Annotated in this window: 24 protein-coding genes; 5 read left to right on the top strand and 19 right to left on the bottom strand. The window is 63.0% G+C overall.

Features of this window, described 5'->3' with window-relative positions; genetic code table 11:
- Positions 1–2 precede the first annotated feature (2 nt).
- From AMC99_RS02845 to rplU, 3 genes are all read right to left on the bottom strand, one after another.
- Complete coding sequence (locus AMC99_RS02845) at positions 3–533, bottom strand: GNAT family N-acetyltransferase (RefSeq protein ID WP_061922527.1); 531 nt, start codon at positions 531–533, stop codon at positions 3–5.
- A gap of 201 nt (positions 534–734) precedes the next feature.
- Positions 735–1004 carry a 50S ribosomal protein L27 gene (rpmA, locus tag AMC99_RS02840; RefSeq protein WP_061922524.1) on the bottom strand — a complete coding sequence of 90 codons (270 nt, stop codon included), beginning with the start codon at positions 1002–1004 and terminating at the stop codon, positions 735–737.
- Positions 1005–1016: 12 nt separating this feature from the next.
- Complete coding sequence (rplU, locus tag AMC99_RS02835; protein WP_061922521.1) at positions 1017–1496, bottom strand: 50S ribosomal protein L21; 480 nt, start codon at positions 1494–1496, stop codon at positions 1017–1019.
- Positions 1497–1690: 194 nt separating this feature from the next.
- Here rplU and AMC99_RS02830 point away from each other — a divergent pair, with 194 nt between their 5' ends.
- Positions 1691–2218: a hypothetical protein gene (locus AMC99_RS02830; protein ID WP_061922518.1), complete on the top strand. Its 528-nt coding sequence runs from the start codon at positions 1691–1693 to the stop codon at positions 2216–2218.
- On the top strand, positions 2215–2913 hold the full coding sequence (locus AMC99_RS02825) for a Crp/Fnr family transcriptional regulator (RefSeq protein ID WP_061922515.1): 699 nt from the start codon (positions 2215–2217) through the stop codon (positions 2911–2913). The genes AMC99_RS02830 and AMC99_RS02825 overlap by 4 nt, the downstream gene beginning before the upstream one ends.
- A 113-nt stretch (positions 2914–3026) precedes the next feature.
- Here AMC99_RS02825 and AMC99_RS02820 read toward each other — a convergent pair whose 3' ends face one another.
- From AMC99_RS02820 to coxB, 16 genes are all read right to left on the bottom strand, one after another.
- Positions 3027–3497: a molybdenum cofactor biosynthesis protein MoaE gene (locus tag AMC99_RS02820; RefSeq protein WP_061922512.1), complete on the bottom strand. Its 471-nt coding sequence runs from the start codon at positions 3495–3497 to the stop codon at positions 3027–3029.
- Positions 3490–3732: a MoaD/ThiS family protein gene (locus tag AMC99_RS02815; RefSeq protein WP_061922510.1), complete on the bottom strand. Its 243-nt coding sequence runs from the start codon at positions 3730–3732 to the stop codon at positions 3490–3492. Before AMC99_RS02815 ends, AMC99_RS02820 begins: the two co-directional genes overlap by 8 nt.
- A 1-nt stretch (position 3733) precedes the next feature.
- Positions 3734–4780 carry a GTP 3',8-cyclase MoaA gene (moaA, locus tag AMC99_RS02810; RefSeq protein WP_061922507.1) on the bottom strand — a complete coding sequence of 349 codons (1047 nt, stop codon included), beginning with the start codon at positions 4778–4780 and terminating at the stop codon, positions 3734–3736.
- Positions 4773–5096 (bottom strand): Rossmann fold domain-containing protein, encoded by a 324-nt coding sequence (locus AMC99_RS02805; RefSeq protein ID WP_061922504.1) that lies wholly within the window; start codon positions 5094–5096, stop codon positions 4773–4775. Before AMC99_RS02805 ends, moaA begins: the two co-directional genes overlap by 8 nt.
- A complete protein-coding gene (locus AMC99_RS02800) occupies positions 5093–5464 on the bottom strand; it encodes a dihydroneopterin aldolase (protein WP_061922503.1) in 372 nt (123 codons plus the stop codon). Before AMC99_RS02800 ends, AMC99_RS02805 begins: the two co-directional genes overlap by 4 nt.
- 9 nt (positions 5465–5473) lie before the next feature.
- Positions 5474–6361: an RsmD family RNA methyltransferase gene (locus AMC99_RS02795; protein ID WP_061922500.1), complete on the bottom strand. Its 888-nt coding sequence runs from the start codon at positions 6359–6361 to the stop codon at positions 5474–5476.
- Positions 6361–7761 (bottom strand): threonine synthase, encoded by a 1401-nt coding sequence (thrC, locus tag AMC99_RS02790; protein WP_061922497.1) that lies wholly within the window; start codon positions 7759–7761, stop codon positions 6361–6363. Before thrC ends, AMC99_RS02795 begins: the two co-directional genes overlap by 1 nt.
- A 60-nt stretch (positions 7762–7821) precedes the next feature.
- Positions 7822–8400 carry an SURF1 family cytochrome oxidase biogenesis protein gene (locus AMC99_RS02785; RefSeq protein WP_232301487.1) on the bottom strand — a complete coding sequence of 193 codons (579 nt, stop codon included), beginning with the start codon at positions 8398–8400 and terminating at the stop codon, positions 7822–7824.
- On the bottom strand, positions 8397–8831 hold the full coding sequence (locus tag AMC99_RS02780; protein WP_061922494.1) for a DUF983 domain-containing protein: 435 nt from the start codon (positions 8829–8831) through the stop codon (positions 8397–8399). The genes AMC99_RS02785 and AMC99_RS02780 overlap by 4 nt, the downstream gene beginning before the upstream one ends.
- Positions 8828–9661, bottom strand: coding sequence for a cytochrome c oxidase subunit 3 (locus tag AMC99_RS02775; RefSeq protein ID WP_061922491.1), 834 nt, complete (start codon positions 9659–9661; stop codon positions 8828–8830). Before AMC99_RS02775 ends, AMC99_RS02780 begins: the two co-directional genes overlap by 4 nt.
- 74 nt (positions 9662–9735) lie before the next feature.
- On the bottom strand, positions 9736–10311 hold the full coding sequence (locus AMC99_RS02770; RefSeq protein WP_061922489.1) for a cytochrome c oxidase assembly protein: 576 nt from the start codon (positions 10309–10311) through the stop codon (positions 9736–9738).
- A gap of 4 nt (positions 10312–10315) precedes the next feature.
- Positions 10316–10441, bottom strand: a complete 126-nt coding sequence (locus tag AMC99_RS14255; protein WP_061922485.1) for a hypothetical protein — start codon at positions 10439–10441, stop codon at positions 10316–10318.
- A complete protein-coding gene (locus AMC99_RS02760; protein ID WP_061927619.1) occupies positions 10438–11355 on the bottom strand; it encodes a heme o synthase in 918 nt (305 codons plus the stop codon). Before AMC99_RS02760 ends, AMC99_RS14255 begins: the two co-directional genes overlap by 4 nt.
- A 76-nt stretch (positions 11356–11431) precedes the next feature.
- The gene (locus AMC99_RS02755; RefSeq protein ID WP_232301486.1) at positions 11432–12376 is read right to left on the bottom strand and encodes an alpha/beta fold hydrolase; all 945 of its coding nucleotides are present in this window, start codon (positions 12374–12376) and stop codon (positions 11432–11434) included.
- An 89-nt stretch (positions 12377–12465) separates the two neighbouring features.
- Positions 12466–14175 carry a cytochrome c oxidase subunit I gene (gene ctaD / locus AMC99_RS02750; RefSeq protein WP_061922478.1) on the bottom strand — a complete coding sequence of 570 codons (1710 nt, stop codon included), beginning with the start codon at positions 14173–14175 and terminating at the stop codon, positions 12466–12468.
- A gap of 82 nt (positions 14176–14257) precedes the next feature.
- Positions 14258–15259, bottom strand: coding sequence for a cytochrome c oxidase subunit II (gene coxB / locus AMC99_RS02745; RefSeq protein ID WP_061922475.1), 1002 nt, complete (start codon positions 15257–15259; stop codon positions 14258–14260).
- Between the two features lie 213 nt (positions 15260–15472).
- Between coxB and pyrE the strand changes: the two genes are divergently transcribed.
- The 3 genes from pyrE to acpS are packed head-to-tail and all read left to right on the top strand — an operon-like array spanning position 15473 to position 17206.
- Positions 15473–16051, top strand: coding sequence for an orotate phosphoribosyltransferase (pyrE, locus tag AMC99_RS02740; RefSeq protein ID WP_061922472.1), 579 nt, complete (start codon positions 15473–15475; stop codon positions 16049–16051).
- 1 nt (position 16052) lies between these two features.
- Complete coding sequence (locus AMC99_RS02735; RefSeq protein WP_061922469.1) at positions 16053–16808, top strand: pyridoxine 5'-phosphate synthase; 756 nt, start codon at positions 16053–16055, stop codon at positions 16806–16808.
- On the top strand, positions 16805–17206 hold the full coding sequence (acpS, locus tag AMC99_RS02730; protein ID WP_061922465.1) for a holo-ACP synthase: 402 nt from the start codon (positions 16805–16807) through the stop codon (positions 17204–17206). Before AMC99_RS02735 ends, acpS begins: the two co-directional genes overlap by 4 nt.
- The last annotated feature ends 6 nt before the right edge of the window (positions 17207–17212 follow it).

Here is a 17212-nt window from a genome sequence, read left to right as displayed (position 1 = left end):
TTTCAGGCTGCTTGTGGCAGCTCCATGACCGGTCCGTCGAGATCGAGCTCGAATTCGACCGAGGGTATTTCTGCCCCGCGCGCCAGGCTGTGGCGCGGCCTGACCTTGCCGGTGGGACGGAACCCCACCTTGCGCAGGACCTTGCCCGAATTGGGGTTGTCGACAAAGTGCCCCGCCGTCAGCCGCCGGTAGCCGATCATGCGCGCAACTTCGATCACGCCCTTCGCGGCCTCTGTGGCGTAGCCCTTGCCCCAGTGATCGCGCGCGATCCAGTAACCGATCTCGGGCGAGCCATCGTTGTCGCCCATCCCGGCGCTGCCGATCACGCCGTGGCCGGGAATGGTCACGAGGAAGTGCGGGAGATAGGGATCCTGTTGCATCGAGGCGAAGAATTTCGCGTCGTCTTCGCGGTATGGCCAGGGCGCGCGGGCGAGATTTCGCACGACGCCCTCGTCCGTCATGGCGGCATGGATGGCCTGCCAGTCTTCGGGGAAACCGGGTCTCAGAAACAGTCTTTCAGTGCGATGAAACATCGTACTTCTCCCTATTGGTCCCGCGCCGGGCTCCTATTCCGGCCGCGTGACAATTGCATTGCGACGAAAGCGAATTTCGCCGGCGAGAGAGGGAGAAACGACAAAAGGGAGACGGGTCGGCCCCATCTCCCTCTAGATCTGCCGGTGATTAGCCCGGCTGGGACCGTTCCGTCTGGACGGTCCCGTTATCGAACCGTCCGTTTATTCGGCTGCTTCCATAATCGCGTCTACCGACACGTATTTACGGCCAAGCTTGCCGGTGTGGAATCGGACTACGCCGTCGGTAAGCGCGAACAGCGTGTGGTCCTTGCCCATGCCGACATTGGTCGCCGGGTAGAACTTGGTGCCGCGTTGGCGCACGATGATGTTGCCGGCGACCACACCCTGGCTGCCGAACTTCTTTACACCGAGGCGACGGCCGGCTGAGTCGCGACCGTTACGCGATGAACCGCCTGCTTTTTTATGTGCCATCGTCCGTAATCCTTACTTCTTGGCTTCGGTCTTTTTGGGCGCTGCCTTCTTGGCAGGAGCCTTCTTGGCCGGAGCTTTCTTCTCGGCAGCGTCAGCCTTCGGAGCGGCCTTCTTGGCAGGAGCCTTCTTGGCTTCGGCCTTCGGCGCGTCTTCCTTCTTGGCAGCGGCTTCCTTCTTCGGAGCAGCCTTCTTGCCTTCGCCAACGTCGGTGATGCGCAGCAGGGTCATCTGCTGGCGGTGACCGGCCTTGCGGCGGTAGTTGTGGCGGCGACGCTTCTTGAAAACGACGACCTTCTCGCTCTTGGCCTGCGCGATGATCTCCGCCGAAACGGTGACCTTCGAAGCATCGGCGACATTGTCGCCTTCGCCAGCGAGCAGAACGTCGCCCAGCGTCACGGTATCGCCCGCTTCACCAGCGAGTTTTTCGACTGCGATCTTGTCTCCGGCGGCAACCCGGTATTGTTTGCCGCCCGTGCGCACTACTGCGAACATGGTGGTAATACTCTCAATCTAAAGCTGTGCCCCCTTCCCATGAAGAAGGCGCGCCCGACGCACCGCTTATCAGCGGGCTGCCGGAAAGATGGGTGCCGTTAAGGGAAAGGCGCTGGCAAGTCAACGCCGGAATCGGGCGTTTTTTGCAGCAACCCTATCTGGCGCCCTGCTGCAACGGTGCTATGGGAATGCGGATGGGAAGGCAATATCGTCCTGCGATTTTCGCAGCCTTGCTCGGCGCGTTCGCCGTGAGCGGCTGTGCGTCCGGTTCCGGCGACTACCCTTCGCTCGCAATCCGCGAAGCGGAACGCGTGCAGGGGACATTCCCTGTCGAAGGCGCTGATGGCGCCGCAACCACGCCTGCGGGACCGGCCCCGGTCGATGCCAGCACGCTGGAAAAGGCCGCGATTTGGCTCGACCAGGCAAAGGCATCGCATGCCCGCTTCCTGGAGGCTGTGCCGCAGGCGCAGCGCACGGTCGCGAATGCCGGCAGCGGTCCCGACAGCACCAGCTGGGGCAGCGCGCAAGTCGCCCTCGCCGATCTCGATTCGCACCGCAGCGATACCGCCATCGCGCTGGGCGATCTCGACCTTGCCTATGTCGATGCGACGCTATCCTTCGTGGAGCGTGAACAGATCGGGCAGATTCGCGAGAGTGTCGTCGCGCTGATTGGCGAGGAAGACGATGTCCTCGCCCGCCTGAGGGGGGCCATGCCGCAATGAACCTCGTTTGTGCCCAGTGCCCCGTCCGCGATAGCGCCGCCTGTTCGGTTCTCGAAGAAAAGGAGCGCGATGCCCTTTCCACAGTCGGGCGCACCCGTGTCCTGAAACGCGGCGAGATGCTGTTTGCAGCCGGCGATGACGAGGCAGCCTGCGCCACGCTGGTGAGCGGCGCGATGAAGATCGCCGCCGTGGACCGCGACGGTAACGAGCAGATCCTGTCGCTCGTCCATCCTTCGGGCTTCATCGGCGAGATGTTCACGCCATTTGCCCATCACGATGTCGTCGCGCTGACCGAAAGCCGCCTGTGCGTCTTCAGTCGCAAGGACATGGAACGCGCGATCGAGGATTATCCTGCCCTTGCCCGCGCCCTGCTCCGCCGCAGCCAGGAAGACCTGCACGCGGCACGGTCGATGATCGAGCTGACCGCGCATGGCAGCGCAGAGGCACGTCTTGCCGCCCTGCTCTACGATTTTGCCCGCGCAGCCAGTGATTCGCCCTGCCATCCGGCGGGGGAATTCGACCTGCCGCTGTCGCGCGGAGAGATCGCCAACATGCTCGGCCTGACGATAGAAACCGTCAGCCGCAAGCTGGGCGAACTGGAAGATGTCGGCGCCATCCGGCGCAAGGGCAAGCGCGGGATCGAAATCATCGACCCCGCGCACCTGCTCGCGCTGTCCGGGAAGGATGAGAACTAGACCGCGGCTATCGTCGTCACCGCGAGTCCTCTGGGAGTTTCAGCCCGGCAGGCCCGATCCTGTTCTGGTCAAGAACAAGCCGGACCGCATTGATCGATATCAAGCAGGCGAAATCATTCGGACCAGCGGGCAAGATCGCCGTGATCCTGTTCGCGCGGCTCGATCCAGTGCCAGCCGTCCGCGCGTTTTTCCCGCTTCCAGAACCACGCCGCGCTTTTGAGGTGGTCCATCATGAAGTCGGCCGCCTGGAAGGCGTCGCGCCGGTGCCTGGCCGCAGCTGCCACGAGCACGATTACCTCGCCCGGGGTCATCACCCCCACACGGTGCCATGCAAGCAGGCCGTCGAGCGCGAATCGCTCCATTGCTTGGGCGGCGAGGTTTTCCATCCCCGCCAGCGTCAGCGGTTCATAATGCGTCAGCTCCAGCGCAAGAGCGCCATCACCGCCGCGCACCTTGCCGAGGAAATTCACGATACCGCCCGATTGCGGGTTGGCTGCGTTGAAGGCGGCTAGCGCTTCGCCAGCCGACAGCCCCTTTTCCAGCAGGCGCACATCGACCGGGGTTTCGATAACGAGCCTAGCCACCGCTCACCGGGGGCAGCAGCGCGACTTCGTCGCCGTCCCTTGCCATCAGTTCGGTCTTGTCGGCCAGCACGCGGCCCGCGCAGGCGACATTGACGCGCGCCTCGCGCAATTGGTCGGCGACCTCCGCTCCCACCATATCGAGCAAACCGTTCCAGTCGAGCGGCGCCACGGCTTCCATCTCGTCCCGCCCGGCAAGTTCGCGCAGCGGGCCCAAGAAAACGATCGTCACGGCCATCTCAGCCCCCCGTCACCGACATGTGCCGTGGCTGCGCAGGATCGGCCCCACGTTCGGAAATATCGAAGTGGTGCCGCTCAGGCTTGATCCGCAGTGCCTCGTCCAGGGCCGCCTGCAGGTTTTCGTCCGGCGAATCGGAGCGCAATGCGGCGCGAAGGTCGACCCGCTCGCCTCCGCCGAGACAGGGATAAAGCTGGCCGGTTGCGGTCACGCGCAGGCGGTTACAACCGGCGCAGAAATTCTCGGTCAGTGGCGTGATGAAACCGAGCCTGCCGCCGGTCTCCGCAATATCGACATAGCGCGCCGGACCGCCGGTCGCATGGGCGCTTGTTGTCAAAGTCCAGCGGCTCTCCAATTCCTCGCGAACCTGCGACAGCGGCAGATAGTGATCGACCCGGTCGCCCTCGACCTCTCCCAGCGGCATGACCTCGATCAGCGTCGCATCGTGCCCTTCTGCATGCGCCCAGCCGACAAGATCGGCAATCTCGCGCTCGTTGATACCCTTTAAAGCGACGGCGTTGATCTTGACCGAAAGGCCGGCCTTTTTCGCTGCGCGTATCCCTTCGAGCACCTGTGGCAATGCATCGCGCCGCGACAATTGCGCGAATTTTTCCCGGTCGAGTGTGTCGAGCGACACGTTGATCCGCCGCACGCCAGCTGCGTAGAGCGCATCGGAATGATCGGCGAGCTGTGTGCCGTTGGTGGTCAGCGTCAGTTCGTCCAGACCGTCGCCGATCTTGCGGCCCAGCGCCTGGAACAGTTCGACGATGTCGCGCCGTACCAATGGTTCGCCGCCGGTGATCCTGATCTTGCTGACACCTCGGGCAATGAAGCCGAGCGACAGCTTGTAGAGCTCTTCCAGGCTCAGCACTTCCTTGCGCGGCAGGAACTGCATGCGTTCGGGCATGCAATAGGAACAGCGTAGGTCGCAGCGGTCCGTAACCGAAAGGCGCAAATAGGTGATGCTGCGCTGGAAACCATCGACGAGCGGCGCGCCTGCCAGCTCGTTGGCCCCTTCGGGTAACAGGACATCGCGCACCCTAGTCATGCGTGGGAAGATACTGCCCGGTGATGCCGGGTGCACCCCCTAAATATTCGACCAGTTTTCCGGTGGCCCGATCGCTGCCGCGGGCAATCACATTGACCCGCTTGGGCGCAAAAGCCCTGCCGAGATCGCGTGCGATCGCCCGGCGCCAGTCATCGTGGTCCTTTGGTGCGGGCGGAAGCACGACAACCAGTGCGGCGGCATCGCCGGACAGCAAGTCGCGGATGGGCTGGAGATGGCTCTCCTGGAACGCTGCTGCGGCATCGAGCGGCACGGCAGGCAGGTCGTCGATGGAATAGACCTCTGCCAAGCGGCTCACTTGCGCTCGCGGTGGAGGGTGATGCCGATCTTCTCGTTCGCCTCGGCAATGGCGAGCTTGACGATCTTGACCGTGACCGCCTCGACCCGCCTGTCCTGCACGAACAGCGTTTCGCAGATATGGTCCGCCACTGCTTCGATAAGCTTGAAGTGCACCCCTTCGGGCAGCGCGTCGGATGCCGCGAACTTCAGGTCCATGTAGTTCTTGCTGGCTTCCAGCGGCGTATCGGGGTCGTACCGGTCGGCCACCTGCATGCGCGCCCGGATCGTGATCCTTAGCGGCTGTGGCTTGCCGGTTTCTTCGGAATAGATCCCGGTGAGCACGTCGTGCTCGAAATCGGCCACTTCGAGGATGAGCGAATCGGTCATGCGAGGGCCTTAGCGCGGATTGCTCCAGCGTGCGAAAATTGCCGTCGGCAGCAATCGCCCGCTTTCTTCCTGCACCGACAGGTCGCCATGTTCGATTATGCCTGGCAGGCCGGCAAAGACCTCCTCCAGCAGTCCGCCAAGAGCGAGCGACGACATGCGCACGGCATAGACGGTCAGGAACAGGAAATTGCTGTCCGCATCGAGCAACTGGCGGCAGTCGGAAACGAGTCCGGGCAGCCCTTCCTCCAGACGCCAGACCTCGCCATCCGGCCCGCGCCCGAACTTGGGCGGATCGAGGATGATGCCGTCATAGCGCCGACCGCGACGCACCTCGCGCGCAGTGTATTTCATCGCGTCTTCGACCAGCCAGCGGATCGGGCGGTCGTCCAACCCTGCAATCGCGGCGTTCTCTCGCGCCTGGGCGACCGATTTCTTCGACGCATCGACATGGGTAACGCGGCCGTACCGGGACAGCGCCTGCGTGCCGACACCGGTATAGCCGAACAGGTTCATCGTTTCGGCATCGGTGCGGCTGCCAAGCTGTTCGCCCATCCAGCTCCAAACCGGGGCCATGTCGGGAAAGAAACCCAGATGCCTGAATGGGGTGCATTGCGCCGTGAAGCGAACCTCGTTGCCCCAGCCGAGCTCCCAGCCGTTGTCGGGCACAGGTTTCGAGAACTGCCAGCGGCCACCACCATCCTCGTCGCTGCCGGGCACGAATTCGCCATGCGCATCCCAGCTGTCGAGCCGCGGCGTCCACATGGCCTGCGGTTCGGGGCGGATGAAGCGGTAATCGCCATAGGCCTCGAACTTGCGGCCATGGCCGCTGTCGAGCAGGCGATAGGCATCCCAGCCCTCGCCCACCATCAGCACGGGATCGCGTTGCAGATCGGCCATCAGGCCGCCGGAGAAGCGTGTTCTGACACGAAATCGCGCACCGCGTTATAATCGCCGGAAAGCTCGGTATAGGCTTCCTCACGCGCGAAGAGGTCGCCGATCCGCGAAGGCAGCACGGGGCGCGAACCGGTCGCACGCTCCACCGCATCGCGGAACTTGGCCGGGTGGGCCGTCGCTAGCGTCACGATGGGGATTGCGGGATCGAGGTCGGACTGCTGCGCTGCATGCAGGCCGATCGCGGTGTGCGGGTCGATCGTCTGTGCTGCGTGCTCATGCGCCCAGCGGATCGCGCGCGCCATGTCGTCGGCATCGGCGCGGGCGCTTGTAAACAGGCCGGAGGCCCCTTCGCGCTGGGCATTGGTCAGCTGCATCGCCTTGGTCGCTTCGAAGGCGTGCATCTGTTCCGCCAGCGCAAGGCCGTCGCGGCCGCCCACGTCGAACAGCAACCGCTCGAAATTGGACGATACCTGGATATCCATCGACGGGGCCGCAGTCGGCGTGACATTGCCGGTCGAATAGTCGCCGCTCGACAATGCGCGGTGGAGGATGTCGTTCACATTGGTGGCGACGATCAGCTGCGCAATCGGCAGGCCCATCCTGGCCGCGACATAGCCCGCGAACACGTCGCCGAAATTGCCGGTCGGGACGCTGAAGGCGACTTGCCTGTGCGGAGCGCCAAGCTGCACCGCGCTGGCGAAATAATAGACTACCTGCGCCATCAGGCGGGCCCAGTTGATCGAGTTGACCGCACCGATGTTGAACCGGCTGGTCATGCTTTCATCGGCGAACATGCGCTTCACCATCGCCTGCGCATCGTCGAAGCTGCCGTCGATGGCGATGTTGTACACATTGGGCGCGCGAACCGTCGTCATCTGGCGGCGCTGAACATCGCTGACGCGGCCATTGGGGTGGAGCATGAAGATATCCACGCCCTCGCGCCCGGCGACCGCATCGATCGCGGCAGAACCGGTGTCGCCACTGGTCGCACCCACGATGGTCAAATTGCTTTTGCGCCGCGTAAGGAAGGTTTCGAACAGCAGGCCGAGCAATTGCAGCGCCACGTCCTTGAACGCGAGCGTCGGGCCATGGAAGAGCTCGAGCAGCCAGTTACGCTCGTCCAGCTGGGCAAGCGGCGTGACCGCATCATGCGCGAACCGGCCATAGGCCTGCCTGCACAGGTCGAGCAGTTCATCCTGCGTCAGGCTGTCGCCGACGAACGGCGTCATGATCCGGGCGGCAAGCTCGTGATAGGGCAGACCGGCCATAGCGGCGATCTCTTCACGGCTGAAACTCGGCCATTCGGCAGGCAGGTACAGCCCGCCATCGCTCGCGAGACCCGCGAGCGTGACGCCTTCGAAATCGAGCGTCGGCGCGCTCCCCCTGGTAGAGATATAGTCCATCAGGCCTCGGCGGTTAGCCTCGCACGCATCGCAGGGCAAGCAAGCACGGCTTGAGGGCGCTCAAGCCTGCTCTTTGATCCGCTTGCGAATGGCGAGGAAGTAGATGACCAGCGCCGTCAAAGCGAAGAAGAACCACTGGCCGGTATAGGCAAGGTGATTGTTGGGGACGTCCGCCGGATCGGGCGCAGCCACCTGCTGCAATCCGGCCTGCGGCGGGTTTGCGACGATGCGCGGCCCCGGTGCGATCATGCCGGTCACTTCGCCGCCATCCCATACGGGCGATTGCGGGTCCCGCGACCAGCCGATGACGACATCGGCGACCGCATCGGTTCCGGCGATGGCGCAGCTGGCATGGTGCGCCCATCCCTTTGCCCCCTTCGCGCTGGTACCGGCACGGGCGGTGATACCCGTTACCTTGTCGCAAGTGACGGTAGTCTGCCGGAAAAGGGACGCTTCGGCGTCTTCTGCATCGAGCGGGAAGGCGATGGTTTCGGTGGAACTGACAGCCGCCGCATATTGCGCCAGCAACGCCTTCTTCTCTTCAGCCCTGCCTAGCTGCCAGAAGCCGAGCGCGATCATGGTCGCGACAGCCGCGAACACGATGATCGTAGGAATGACGGGAAGCTGGCGAAGCGTCACTGCGTATCGTCTCCGGCGCTGGATGACGCGGCGTCGCTGCCGCCCGCCTCGCGCGCCTTGTTGTGATATTCGGCCTGCAGCAGCCACGCCTTGCTGACCCGCAATCCGCCGACGACCGCAAGCGCGGTGAAGGGTATCCAGATCAGGGCATGGACCCAGAACGGCGGCCTGACTGCAGCGTCCAGCCATAGCGCAAGGCCGACGACGACAGCCCCGATGATCAGCGTCAGGAACGCTGCCGGCCCGTCACCCACATTGAAGCGGGACAGGTCGAGACCGCAGCTGCGGCACCTTTCGGCAAACATTACCGGGCCATCGAATAGCGTGCGCGCCCCGCATTTGGGGCACAAACCGAAAAGGGCAGCCTCGGCCCCGGAAACCCCGGAGGCGGGCTGCCCCTTTTCGTTTGGCGGACTTTCGTCCGGACTCATCCGTGAACCGCTGCGCCCCAGCCGCCCCAAACATAGACGACAACGAAGAGGAACAGCCACACGACGTCGACGAAGTGCCAGTACCACGCAGCCGCTTCGAAGCCGAAGTGCTGGCGCGGGGTGAAGTGGCCCTTGTACGAACGAACCAGGCAGACGATCAGGAAGATCGTGCCGACCAGCACGTGGAAGCCGTGGAAACCGGTCGCCATGTAGAAGGCCGAACTGTAGGTGTTGCCGCCGAATTCGAAAGGTGCGTGGGCGTATTCGTAAGCCTGGATCGAGGTGAACACGAGGCCGAGAATGATCGTCGCCCAGAGGCCCTTCTTAAGGCCGTCACGATCGCCGTGGATCAGCGAGTGGTGCGCCCAGGTTACCGTGGTGCCCGAGCACAGCAGGATCAGCGTGTTGAGCAGCGGCAGCGAGAACGGATTGATGACCGCTTCGATCGCCGTCGGCGGGAACTGGCCGCCGACCACTTCGGAAATGGTGCTGGGGAACAGCGAGAAGTCGAACCAGCTCCAGAACCAGCCGACGAAGAACATCACTTCGGAGGCGATGAACAGGATCATGCCGTAACGCAGGTGCAGCTGCACGACCGGCGTGTGATCGCCGCGCTGCGCTTCCTTTACGATATTGCCGAACCAGCTGAAGAAGGTCGCGATCAGGCCCATGACGCCCAGACCGAGGACGATCTGCCATGCACTCGGGAAATCTTCCTGGTGCATGAACAGCACCATGCCCGTCGTGAAGGTCAGCGCGGAAAAAGCGCCGATCAGCGGCCAAACATCGGGTTCGAGAATGTGATAGTCGTGGTTGACTTTGCCGGCCATAACCTAGTTGTCCTGTTACCTGTTGCGCCTGCCCTTAATCGCGGTTTCTGCGCGGGTCCAGAGTGGATGCGCGCTTAGTTCGCAGATGCGTCCTTCGCGCGGTGGAAAGTGTAGCTGAGAGTGATCTGCTCGACGCCCTTCATATTGGGATCGTCGAGCGCCGCCGGATCGACATAATAGAGCACGGGCATGTGCACTTCCTGTCCCGGCTGCAGCGTCTGTTCGGTAAAGCAGAAACACTGGATCTTGTTGAAATACCTGCCGGCCTGCGCCGGTTCGACATTGTAGGTTGCCGTTCCGGTAATCGGCACGTCGCTGTCGTTACGTGCGACATAGGTCGTCATGTCGCGGATGCCGATCTGCACCGTATCGGTCGGCTGCGAGGGACGGAAGGTCCACGGCATGTCGCGCGCAACCGAAGCGTCGAAACGCACGGAAATCGTCTGGCCACCGGCGCTCTGCGCAAGTCGGGCGGCCACATCGGCGTCGCTTTCGCTCGCACGCTGGGTCGTTCCGCCGAACCCGGTCACGCGGCAGAACAGGTTGTAGAGCGGCACGGAGGCATAACCGAGGCCGAGCATCGCAAGCGCACCGAGAATGGCGAACATTGCGGTTCGTGCGTTCTTCCGGTCGAGCGTTGCGGTCGTCATCGTCCTAGTCCGTCATCTTCACGATGGTGATGGCATAGAACAAAACGACGAAGAACAGCAACACGCCGCCAAGCACGAGATTGCGGCTTTTCTGACGTTTCTTGAGTGCGGTTTCTTCTTCGGGGGTCATTGGATCAATCCTTGGGCGGCGGCAAGGCGGTCCGCCACAAGCAGGGCGAACAGCGCAAAGAGATAAAGGATGCTGAAGGCGAACAGGCGCTTTTCAGGCTTCATGCCATCGCCTTCGCTCGCCGTGCGGGTCGCGACAGGGATCGACAGCAGCAGGAATGCACCCGACAGGACCAGCGCGCTGATGCCGTATAGCGCGCCCGTGCCACCGATGAACCACGGCGCGGCGGCGACCGGCAGCAACAGCAGGGCATAGACGAGGATCTGGCGGCGGGTCGACCGTTCGCCCTTCACCACCGGCATCATGGGGATGCCGACGTTGGCGTAATCGGTCTTCACGAACAGCGCGAGCGCCCAGAAATGCGGCGGCGTCCACATGAAGATGATCGTGAACAGCAGGATCGGCATCAGGGTGATATCGCCCGTCACCGCGACCCAGCCGATCATCGGCGGAAAGGCCCCTGCCCCGCCGCCGATCACGATGTTCTGCGGCGTGCGCGGCTTGAGCCAGATCGTATAGACGACCGCATAGTAGAATATGGACAGGGCGAGAATGGCCGCGGCGAGCCAGCCCACGGCAAGGCCCATGACCCCGACCGAGGTCGCCGACAGCATGATGCCGAAATCGCGGGCATCGGTGCGGTTCATCCTACCATCGGGCAGAGGACGCGCCTTGGTCCGTTTCATCCCGGCGTCGATATCCGCTTCCCACCACTGGTTGAGCGCCGCCGCCCCGCCCGCGCCCAGCGCGATGCAGAGAATGGCCGCAAAACCGATGACGGGATGGATCGAACCCGGCGCAGCGAGCAGGCCGCACAGACCGGTAAAGATCACCAGGCTCATCACGCGCGGTTTTGTCAGCGCGTAGAAGTCGCGCCAGTCCGCCGGGAGCTGGATGGGTGTTGCCTGTGTCATGGAATCGGCGTGCATATAGAGGCTGGGTGCCCTCGCGCAAAGCCCCTTACTCGGGCCCTGTCGATCGGCCCCTTTCTCAGAGGCGCTGGAGCCAGTCGATCAGAAGGCGGTTGACCTCTTCTGGCCGTTCCTGCTGCGTCCAGTGGCCCACGCCGTCGAGGATGTGCCCTTCGACCTTGGGCGCCGACATGCGCATCATCCCAACCGGATCGGTCACGCCGCCGAAAAGAAAGGTCGCAGGGTCGCGCGAACCGCCGATGAACAGCGAAGGCTGTTCGATGCGCTTGTCCTTCCAGCCCTGAAGCCATTCGAAATCGCGCTCGTGATTGCGATAGCGGTTGAGCGGCCCGCGAAATCCCGAAGCCTTGAATTCGCCTTCGTAGAAATCGAGGTCCTCTTCGGTCAGCCAGTCGACCGGCTGCGGATCGGGCAGTCCTTCGAGGAAGGTCGCACCGTATGGCTTTTCCCAATAGGCGCCCGGCGGCACGTCGCCGCTGATCGAATACATCATGCGGTGAACCCAGTCGCGCGGATCCTTCTCCGCCTCGGCTTCGGCCACGCCCGGTTCCTGGAAGTATTCCTGGTAGAAGAACTTGCCTTGGCTGGTGAAATGTTCGCGGAAGACCTCCGTGAACGGCCGCTTGGGCACGCCTGCGAAGGGGACGGACAATCCGGCCACGGCGTGGAAATGTTCCGGATGGGTCAGCGCCGTGTTCCAGACGATCGGCGCGCCCCAGTCATGGCCCACGAGAATAGCGGGCTTGTCCGGCTGGAGGGACTGCTTCAGCCCGACGAGGTCGCCTGCGATCTTCTCCAGCGTGTAATCGGCAACCTCTGTCGGTTTGTCCGAACCGCCATAGCCGCGCACATCGATGGCGCAGGCGGTGAATCCAGCATCGGCCACCGGCCCGATCTGGTGCCGCCAGCTGTACCAGCTTTCCGGGAAGCCGTGGACCATGATGACCAGCGGGCCTTCGCCCTCAATGGCGCAGCGCAGCGAAACCTCGCCGGTGTCGATCATTCGCATCTCAGGCATCGTTTTCCTCGTCTCCAAATGCAAACGGCCGACCCTTGCGGGCCGGCCGGAAGCTGACAGTCCTGTCCCCGGCCTTATGCCGTGGCGGGACGGTGATCGTGGTAATCGTGGTGATCCTCGATCACGGGAAGCGTTTCGTACTGGTGGTACGGCGGCGGGCTGGACAGGGTCCATTCCAGCGTGGTCGCACCTTCGCCCCAGTAGTTCGCCGGAGCCTTCTTGCCGACGGTGTAGGCATAGACGAGGTTGGCGAAGAACAGCAGCATCGAAGCGGCCATGATGTAATAGCCGAGCGAGCTGATGTGGTTCCAGTATTCGTAGGCCGGGGTGTAGTCCGGATAACGGCGCGGCATGCCCTGGAGACCCAGGAAGTGCTGCGGGAAGAAGATCACGTTCACGCCGATGAAGAAGCCCCAGAAGTGGAGATGCGACAGCAGTTCGCTGTGCATGCGGCCGCTCATCTTCGGGAACCAGTAGTAGAACCCGGCGAACAGGGCGAACACAGCACCCATCGACAGCACGTAGTGGAAGTGCGCGACGACGAAGTAGGTGTCGTGCACGACGTCGTCGATGCCGCCGTTGGCGAGATAGACGCCAGTCACGCCGCCGACGGTGAAGAGGAAGATGAAGCCCAGCGCCCAAACCATCGGGCTCTTGAACTCGATCGAACCGCCCCACATCGTGGCAATCCAGCTGAAGATCTTCACGCCGGTCGGAACCGCGATGACCATGGTGGCGGCCGTGAAGTACATCTTCGTGTTTACGTCGAGGCCGGTGGTGTACATGTGGTGCGCCCACACGATGAAGCCGACGACGCCGATCGCAACCATGGCGTAGGCCATGCCGAGGTAGCCGAACACCGGCTTGCGGCTGAAGGTCGCCACGATCTGGCTGACGATGCCGAAACCGGGCAGGATCATGATGTACACTTCGGGGTGGCCGAAGAACCAGAACAGGTGCTGGTAGAGAACCGGATCACCACCGCCCGACGGATCGAAGAAGGTCGTGCCGAAGTTACGATCGGTCAGCAGCATGGTGATCGCGGCGGCAAGAACCGGCAACGCGAGCAGCAGCAGGAATGCGGTGACCAGCACCGACCATACGAACAGCGGCATCTTGTGCAGGGTCATGCCCGGCGCACGCATGTTGAAGATGGTGGTGATGAAGTTGGTCGCACCCAGGATCGAGCCCGCACCTGCAAGGTGGAGCGAGAAGATCGCGAAGTCGACGGCAGGACCGGTCGAACCATAGGTCGAAAGCGGCGCATAGACGGTCCAGCCCACGCCCGCGCCGTTACCGCCGGCACCGCCGGGGACGAACATCGAGAACAGGAGGCTGAGGAAACCGACGACGGTCAGCCAGAAAGAGATGTTGTTCATGCGCGGGAACGCCATGTCCGGCGCGCCGATCATCAGGGGAACGAACCAGTTGCCGAAGCCGCCGATGATGGCAGGCATGACCATGAAGAACACCATGATCAGGCCGTGGGCGGTAATGAACACGTTCCACATGTGATAGTTGGCGTCCATCGAGGTGCCGTCGCCGCCCAGCAGGTCGACCCAGAAACCGAGGATCTGGATACCTGGCTGCGCGAGTTCGGCACGCATGATGCCCGAAATCGCACCACCGATGATGCCCGCGAGGATCGCGAAAATCAGGTAGAGCGTGCCGATGTCCTTGTGGTTCGTGGACATGAACCAACGGGCGAAGAAGCCCGGCTTGTGGTCGGCATGATCGTGATGATCGTCATGGTGAGCCTGGAATTGGTCGGCGGTAGTGGCCATCGTTAGATCTCTCGGCTTCGTATATCAGTAATTGCTAATATCAGGGAGCGCCGCTGCGGGCAACGTCGCTCGCTCCGTCAACTTACTCTGCTGCTTCCGCTTCTGCGGCCGCTGCGACACCTTCGGCATCGCCTGCTGCAGCCGCATCGTCGGCAGAAGCTTCAACTTCGGCAGTTTCTTCACCGCCAACGGTGCCGCCCTGTGCGACGACCCAAGCTTCCCACTGGTCGCGCGGCAGGGCCTCGATCGCGATCGGCATGAAGCCGTGCTTGATGCCGCACAGTTCCGAACACTGGCCGTAATAAACGCCCGGCTCGTTGATGGTCAGCAGCTTTTCGTTCAGGCGGCCCGGTACGGCGTCCAGCTTGAACCAGAGCGAAGGCACTGCGAACGAGTGGATGACGTCTGCCGCAGTCGTCTGCAGGCGGATCGGCGTGTTCACCGGAAGGACCAGGCGATTGTCGACAGCGAGCTGCGGAGGTTCGCCATTCGCGATTGCGTCGGCTTCGGGCAGCATGTTCGAAATGATTTCGAAGTCGCCATTGTCGGGGAAATTATAGCCCCAGTACCACTGATAACCGGTCACCTTGACGGTCACGGCGTCTTCCGGCGGCGTTTCATACTGCTTTGCCAGCAGGCTGATTGAAGGCAGTGCGATCCCGATCAGGACCAGCACCGGAACGAGCGTCCAGACGACTTCGAGCAGCGTGTTGTGCGAAGTCTTCGAAGGAACCGGATTGGCGCGCTTGTTGAAACGCACGACCACGTAGATGAGCAGGCCCAGCACGAAGATGCTGATGGCGAACATGATCCAGACGAGGCCGGTGTGCAGGCCCAGCGCGGTGTCGCCGATCGGCGAGAACTGGGTTTGGACATCGAGCCCGCGATCGACCGGCATGCCCTTGCCCGGCGTCGGTGCCATGGCGGCGGGTGCCGCTGCAACCGCTTCGGCTGCGCCATCGGTCGCTGCACCTTCGGCGGCATCCTGTGCCAGCGCGAATTTCGGTGCAAATGCCGCAAGAATTGCGACTGCAATCGTGGCGAAGAGATAATGTGCCCGCTTGAGGGTATGACCCAGAATCATCAGTCTGACGCTTTCCGCTTCGTTTATGTCCCGTGCCCTTTGCATCCCCGAACGGAATTGCGCAAGGCAACCTTCCACACCCTAGCACATGGCCCGGGTTTGGGGCGCCCTATAGGCGCGCTTGCTCACGGCCTCAAGCGCTTCTAGGGAGATTTTTGCGCGGTTACCCGACAATCGCATCAGTTTTTGCAATATGAATGGAAATCCCAGACCATGACCGATGAAGAGGTGCTCTCAGAGTTCCGCGCCAGTGGCGCCCTGCTCGAGGGTCATTTCAAGCTCTCCTCCGGCCGCCACAGCGCGCATTACCTTCAGTGCGCACGCGTATTGATGAATGCGGAACGGGCCGGAAACCTTGCCCGCGCCCTTTGCCAGAAGATCCCGCGCGAGATTCGCAGCCAGATCGACGTCGTTGTCTCGCCAGCCATGGGCGGTCTCATCATCGGGCACGAGATGGGCCGCGCTCTGGGCAAGGATGCGATGTTCCTGGAACGGCCCGACGGCGTTTTCCACCTTCGACGCGGTTTCGCGCTCGAACCGGGTGCAAAGGTCCTGATGGTCGAAGACGTGGTCACCACCGGCCTGTCTAGCCGCGAAGCGATCGATGCGGTCGGCCGCGAGGGCGGTGAAGTCGTTGCCGAAGTCGCGCTGATCGACCGGTCGATGGGCGAAGCGGACCTCGGCGTTCCGTTCTTCCCCCTGATCGACATCAATTTCCCCAGCTATGCCGAGGACGAAGTGCCGGCAGACCTCGCAGCCGTGCCCGTCACCAAGCCGGGCAGCCGCAGCTGACATGAGCGAACGCCTGCGTCTGGGGGTCAATATCGATCACGTTGCGACCATTCGCAACGCGCGCGGCGGCGACCATCCCGATCCGGTGCGCGCGGCGGAAATCGTCGCCGCTGTCGGCGGTGACGGCATTACTGCCCACCTGCGCGAGGACCGGCGCCATATCAGGGACGAGGATCTCGCCCGGATCCAGGCGGCAACCGACCTGCCGCTCAACCTCGAGATGGCCGCGACCGAAGAAATGCTCGCGATTGCGCTGCGGCACAAACCGCACGCGGCGTGCATCGTCCCTGAAAAGCGCGAAGAACGCACGACCGAGGGCGGGCTGGACGCTGCCGGGCTGCACAACCAGCTGGCACCGATCGTCTCTCGCCTGTCGGACGAAGGGATCAGGGTCAGCCTGTTCATCGAGGCAAGCGAACGCCAGCTCGACGCCGCGCGAAAGCTGGCGGCACCGGTGGTGGAGTTTCACACCGGAGAATATGCCCATGCCGGGCTCGACGGGGACAAGGAGCGGGAAACGCGCGAATTGCAGCGCATCGCCGATATGTCGCGACTGGCGCGGGACATGGGGATCGAACCCCATGCAGGCCACGGCCTCACCTATGACAACGTCAAGCCCATCGCCGCCATTCGCGAGCTCGCCGAACTCAATATCGGCCACTACCTGGTCGGCGAGGCTGTGTTCGTGGGCCTCGAAGCCGCGGTTCGCCGGATGCGCGACCTGATGGACGAAGCTCGGGGCGGGACCCCGTCATGATCATCGGCCTCGGTTCCGACCTCTGCAATATAGAGCGTATACAGAACTCGCTCGACCGGTTCGGCGAACGGTTCGAAAATCGCGTCTTCACCGAAATCGAAATCGCGAAGGCGCGCCGACGCCCCTTCACCATCGCCGGCACCTACGCCAAGCGGTTCGCGGCCAAGGAAGCATTCAGCAAGGCGGTCGGCACCGGCTTTCGGCGTGGCGTCTTCATGAAGGATATCGGCGTCGTCAACGCCGCGTCGGGCGCACCCACGCTGGCGCTGTCAGGCGGGGCCGCAATTCGCCTTGCGGAATTGACCCCGGATGGCCATGAGGCGCTCATTCATCTCACCCTCACCGACGACCATCCATGGGCACAGGCCTACATCATTATTGAGGCCCGCCCCCTGTGAACAGCA

The sequence above is a fragment of the Altererythrobacter epoxidivorans genome (assembly GCF_001281485.1).
Lineage (GTDB): Bacteria > Pseudomonadota > Alphaproteobacteria > Sphingomonadales > Sphingomonadaceae > Erythrobacter > Erythrobacter epoxidivorans.
The sequence above is the reverse complement of the archived record's forward strand: the minus strand, read 5'-3'. Positions and strand labels throughout refer to the sequence as shown.